Annotated in this window: 4 protein-coding genes; 2 read left to right on the forward strand and 2 right to left on the reverse strand. The window is 62.0% G+C overall.

The window, feature by feature from the left end; all coding sequences use genetic code 11:
- Positions 1 to 218: 218 nt before the first annotated feature.
- A complete protein-coding gene (gene clpA / locus EBBID32_RS07135; RefSeq protein WP_006953212.1) occupies positions 219 to 2,537 on the reverse strand; it encodes an ATP-dependent Clp protease ATP-binding subunit ClpA in 2,319 nt (772 codons plus the stop codon).
- Between the two features lie 156 nt (positions 2,538 to 2,693).
- Entirely contained in the window at positions 2,694 to 2,891 is a 198-nt protein-coding gene (locus EBBID32_RS07140; RefSeq protein ID WP_006953215.1) for a DUF1192 domain-containing protein, read from the reverse strand.
- 78 nt (positions 2,892 to 2,969) lie between these two features.
- On the opposite strand from EBBID32_RS07140, the gene EBBID32_RS07145 reads away from it, so the two are divergent.
- Complete coding sequence (locus EBBID32_RS07145) at positions 2,970 to 4,001, forward strand: NAD(P)H-quinone oxidoreductase (protein ID WP_006953218.1); 1,032 nt, start codon at positions 2,970 to 2,972, stop codon at positions 3,999 to 4,001.
- 337 nt (positions 4,002 to 4,338) lie between these two features.
- Positions 4,339 to 5,208, forward strand: a complete 870-nt coding sequence (locus EBBID32_RS07150; protein WP_006953220.1) for a UDP-2,3-diacylglucosamine diphosphatase — start codon at positions 4,339 to 4,341, stop codon at positions 5,206 to 5,208.
- Positions 5,209 to 5,232 lie beyond the last annotated feature (24 nt).

Raw genomic sequence — 5,232 nt, forward strand, 5'->3', positions numbered from 1 at the left:
CCCTCCCGCCTGCGGGAGGGGATAAAGAAGGCGGCCATTCCGCTACACATTCTTATTCGGTTAGCGATCTGACTTCCTCTGGCATCGCTAACCCAGTGCATGGTGAGAGATGGATCCCCGCCTTCGCGGGGATGACGGGTTTCGGGGGAGATTGGGCGCGCGGCACAAAAAGGGCGGCCGTTGCGGGCCGCCCTTTTCGTTTGCGTCGATAATCGCGCTTATTTCGTGCCTTCGCTCGCCTTGGCTTTGCCGCCCTTCTTGCCCTTTTTGGGGGCGGCGGGGGTGATCTGGAAGGCCAGTGCCTCGTCCTTCATATGGACATGGACTTCGCCGCCATGGACCAGCTTGCCGAAGAGCAGTTCCTCGGCCAGCGGCTGCTTGATCTTTTCCTGCATCAGGCGGCCCATCGGGCGGGCGCCGTAGAGCTTGTCATAGCCCTTCTTGGTGAGCCACGCTTTCGCTTCCTCGTCCAGGGTGATGTGGACGTCGCGGTCGGCCAGTTGCAGTTCGAGTTGCAGGACGAATTTGTCGATGACGCGGGCGACGATTTCCGGCGGCAGGTAGCCGAACGGCACGATCGCATCGAGGCGGTTGCGGAATTCGGGGGTGAAGAGTTTTTTCACCGCGTCCTCCTGCACATCCTCGCGCGTCAGTTCGCCAAAGCCGATGCTTTCCTTCGCCATGTCCGACGCACCGGCATTGGTGGTCATGATGAGGATGGTGTTGCGGAAATCGACGGTCTTGCCGTGATGGTCGGTCAGGCGGCCATTATCCATCACCTGCAACAGGATGTTGAACAGGTCCGGGTGCGCCTTTTCGATTTCGTCGAGCAGCAGGACGCTGTGCGGTTGCTGGTCGACAGCGTCGGTCAGCAGGCCGCCCTGATCATAGCCGACATAGCCCGGAGGAGCACCGATCAGGCGGCTGACCGAATGGCGTTCCATATATTCCGACATGTCGAAACGCTGGAGCGGGATGCCGAGCAGGGTCGCGAGCTGGCGTGCCACCTCCGTCTTGCCGACGCCGGTGGGGCCGGAGAAGAGATAGTTGCCGATCGGCTTGTCGGGATCACGCAGGCCCGCGCGCGACAGCTTGATCGCGCTGGACAGCACTTCGATCGCCTTGTCCTGACCGAACACCACCCTTTTGAGGTCGGTGGTCAGCGATTCCAGCACGCTCTTGTCATCGGACGAGACGGTCTTGGGCGGGATGCGGGCCATGGTCGCGATGACCAGCTCGATCTCCTTGGGGGTGATGACCTTCTTGCGCTTGCTTGGCACGACCAGCATCTGCATCGCGCCGACTTCGTCGATCACGTCGATCGCCTTGTCGGGCAATTTGCGGTCGTTGATGTAGCGCGCGGAGAGTTCCACCGCTGCCTTGATCGCGTCGGGCGTGTAGCGGACATGGTGATGTTCCTCGAACGCGGTGCGCAGCCCGGCGAGAATCTTGATCGTATCCTCGATCGTGGGTTCGTTGACGTCGATCTTCTGGAAACGCCGGAGCAGCGCCCGGTCCTTCTCGAAATGGTTGCGGAATTCCTTGTAGGTGGTCGAGCCGATGCAGCGGATCGTGCCGCCCGACAGAGCGGGTTTCAAGAGGTTGGACGCATCCATCGCGCCGCCACTGGTGGCGCCAGCGCCGATGACAGTGTGGATTTCGTCGATGAACAGCACCGCGTGGGGCAGTTTTTCCAGTTCGGTGACGACCGCCTTCAACCGTTCCTCGAAATCGCCGCGATAGCGGGTGCCGGCCAGCAGCGCCCCCATGTCGAGCGAGTAGATGACGGCTTCTTTGAGGACATCAGGCACTTCGCCCTCGATGATCTTGCGCGCCAGACCTTCCGCAATCGCGGTCTTGCCGACGCCGGGATCGCCGACATAGAGCGGGTTATTCTTGGACCGGCGACACAGGATCTGGATGGTGCGATCGACCTCCGGCCCGCGCCCGATGAGGGGATCGACCTTGCCGCGCGCCGCCTTCTCATTGAGGTTGACGGTGAACTGATCGAGGGCGCTGTCCTTCTTACCCTTGCCGTCCTGCACCTTCTTCTCCTCTTCGGCTGCCCCCTTGGTCTCCTGACGCTCAGGCGCGGGCGTACCCTTGCCGACGCCATGGCTGATGAAGCTCACGGCATCGAGACGGCTCATATCCTGCTGTTGCAGGAAATAGACGGCATAGCTTTCCCGTTCGGAAAAGAGCGCGACGAGGACGTTGGCCCCGGTCACTTCATCCTTGCCGGACGACTGCACATGGAGGATGGCGCGCTGGACGACGCGCTGAAAACCGCTGGTGGGCGAGGGGTCGGACGCGCCCTCCACCTTGAGGCTGTCGAGCTCTGTGTCGAGATATTGGGTGACCGCGTCGCCCAGTTCGCCGATTTCCACGCCGCACGCCTGCATCACCTTTGACGCATGTTCGTCATCAATCAATGCCAACAGCAGATGCTCCAGCGTGGCATATTCATGCTTGCGTTCCGACGCATGGGTCAGCGCATTGTGGAGGGTGGTTTCCAGAGCGGGTGCGAAAGATGGCATGTCTGTTCTACTCCTGGCCCGATAAGAGGGCGGTCTTGAACCTTATGTCGGCATTGCTCGACGCCGGATCAAGACGTGCGTCCCAACCTGCGGAATTGCCAGACTGACCGTGCCCGGTGGAACCCGTCAAAAGGGTGCGTGGGGCAAGGCGCGGGTTCATCGCTTGAATAACGCCTCGGCGGTTGCCTTATGGTTAACGGCGTATTCCATTTTCGCTTCTGTGCGCGCTATTTCCGCCTTGAGGGCGGCGATGCGGGCGTCCAGTTCGGCCACGGACAAAGGGTCCAGATCCTGCGCGTGCAGCCGGGCCAGTGGATCGTCAGCCCGGCGGGGGAGATCATCATCCTTGTCCATGCAGGGCAATGTTGACCCTGTGGGCCACTCTGTCAATAAGGGCGCTCACTCTGTCTGTCGATTTTTGTGCAGTGCAGCATGAGCCTGTTTTTGGGGGAAGCGACGATGGCCGATGGCAACCGCGTGCCGGGCGAGATGATGGCGATCGCCATCCCTGTGCCGGGTGGTCCCGACGCGCTGGTACCGGAGCGGCGCGCAGTGCCGGTGCCGGGCGATGACGAAGTGCTGATCCGCGTCGCCGCCGCCGGGGTGAACCGGCCCGATGTGTTGCAACGGCAGGGCAAATATCCGCCGCCGCCGGGGGCTTCGGACATTCCGGGGCTGGAAGTGTCCGGCACGGTCGTTGCGGCCGGGCGCGGGGCGGACATGCTGGTCGGCCAGCGTGTCTGTGCGTTGCTGACGGGTGGGGGCTATGCGCAATATGCGGTCGCGCCTGCGGGGCAATGTCTGCCGGTGCCGGATAGCTGTGACATGGCCGAGGCGGCGGCGCTGCCAGAGACGCTGTTTACCGTGTGGACCAACCTGTTCGAGCGCGCCTATGCGGTGGGTGGCGACACGGTGCTGGTCCATGGCGGGACCAGCGGGATCGGGACGATGGCGATTCGGCTGTGCAACCTGTTCGACGTGAAGATCATCGTCACCTGCGGGTCGGACGAGAAATGCGCACAGGCCAAGGCGTGGGGCGCGGACGAGGCGATCAATTACAAGACCCAGGATTATGTCGCGGAGGTGAAGCGGATCACCGGCGGGCAGGGCGTGCAGGCGGTGCTGGACATGGTCGGCGGCGATTATCTGCCGCGCAATCTGGAGTGCCTGGCCGAGGATGGGCGGCATGTGTCGATCGCGGTGCTGGGCGGGGCGAAGGCGAGCATATTCATTCCCGCGATCATGCAGCGGCGGCTGACGATCACCGGATCGACGCTGCGGGGCCGGTCGGTGGGCTTCAAGAGTCTGGTCGCCGATGAGCTGGTGCGGACGGTGTGGTCGTTCGTGGAGGAAGGGAAGCTGCGCCCGGCGATGGATCAGCGCTTCGCGCTGGCTGACGCGAGCAAGGCGCATGCGCGGATGGATGCGGGTGAGCATTTTGGGAAGATTGTGCTGGTGGTTTGAGGGTGCGTTGGGCTGGCGGCGTACCCTACACGCCCTTCCCTCAGGCATGGGGATCGTACAGGACGTTGTCCCTATCCCCCACGTCATGCTGAATTTATTTCAGCATCCATTTCTCGTCACAATCGGAGGCTTATGGCGCGCGATGGATGCTGAAACGAGTTCAGCATGACGAAGTAAATTGAGCCGCGCTCCATCTGTGATACCCCCCTCCCCGCTGGTGGGAGGAGCGCCGTAAATCATCGCAAACCGTAGCATTTCCGTCACAATCCCTTCGGAACTGTAACATTGCGGCGGTAGGGAGCCGGTCCTGAGGGCATCAGTCTTTGGGGATCTTATCATGAACGCCATCACGCGCCTGCCATTTCTGGCGGACCTGCCGGAGGACGGCGACGAGCCATTTGCCATTCCAGAGCGGACGCAGGGTGAGCGTCGCCGGTTTCGCACCATCTGGATTTCCGACATCCATCTGGGCACGCGCGGTTGCAACGCGGCGATGCTGATCGATTTCCTCGACAATGTGGACAGCGACATCATCTATCTGGTGGGTGACATCATCGACGGCTGGCGGCTGAAGAAGCGTTTTTACTGGCCGGCCAGCCATAATGACGTCGTGTGGCGGTTGATGAAGCGGGCCAAGCGCGGCACGCGGGTCGTCTATATCCCCGGCAATCATGACGAGATGTTCCGCCAGTTTACCGGCATGAATTTCGGTGGCGTGGAAATCCGGCGCAAGGCGATCCATACCACCGCCGACGGGCGCAAGCTGCTGGTGCTGCATGGCGATGAATTCGACACGATCATGCTGGCGCATCGCTGGCTGGCCTTTGTCGGCGACGCGGCCTACACCACGCTGATGCGGCTGAATGTCGTGGTCAATGCGGTGCGGCAACGGATGGGGCTGCCCTATTGGTCGCTCAGCAAAATGGCCAAGCACAAGGTCAAGAATGCCGTGTCCTTCATTTCCCAGTTTGAGGAAGTGGTCGCGCATGAAGCGGGCGCGCGCGGGGTCGATGGCGTGGTGTGCGGCCACATCCACAATGCCGAGATGCGCGAGATTGGCGGCGTGGCTTATTATAATGACGGCGACTGGGTGGAAGGCTGCACCGCTTTGGTCGAGCATGATTGCGGACGGATGGAAGTGCTGCACTGGGCCGATGAGATCGCCAAGCGGGAGCAGGGCGACGAGCCGGTGCGGATTGCCGCCTAAAACAACATCCGTTCGCTTCGAGCG

This window comes from Sphingobium indicum BiD32 (assembly GCF_000382885.1).
GTDB classification, from domain to species: domain Bacteria; phylum Pseudomonadota; class Alphaproteobacteria; order Sphingomonadales; family Sphingomonadaceae; genus Sphingobium; species Sphingobium japonicum_C.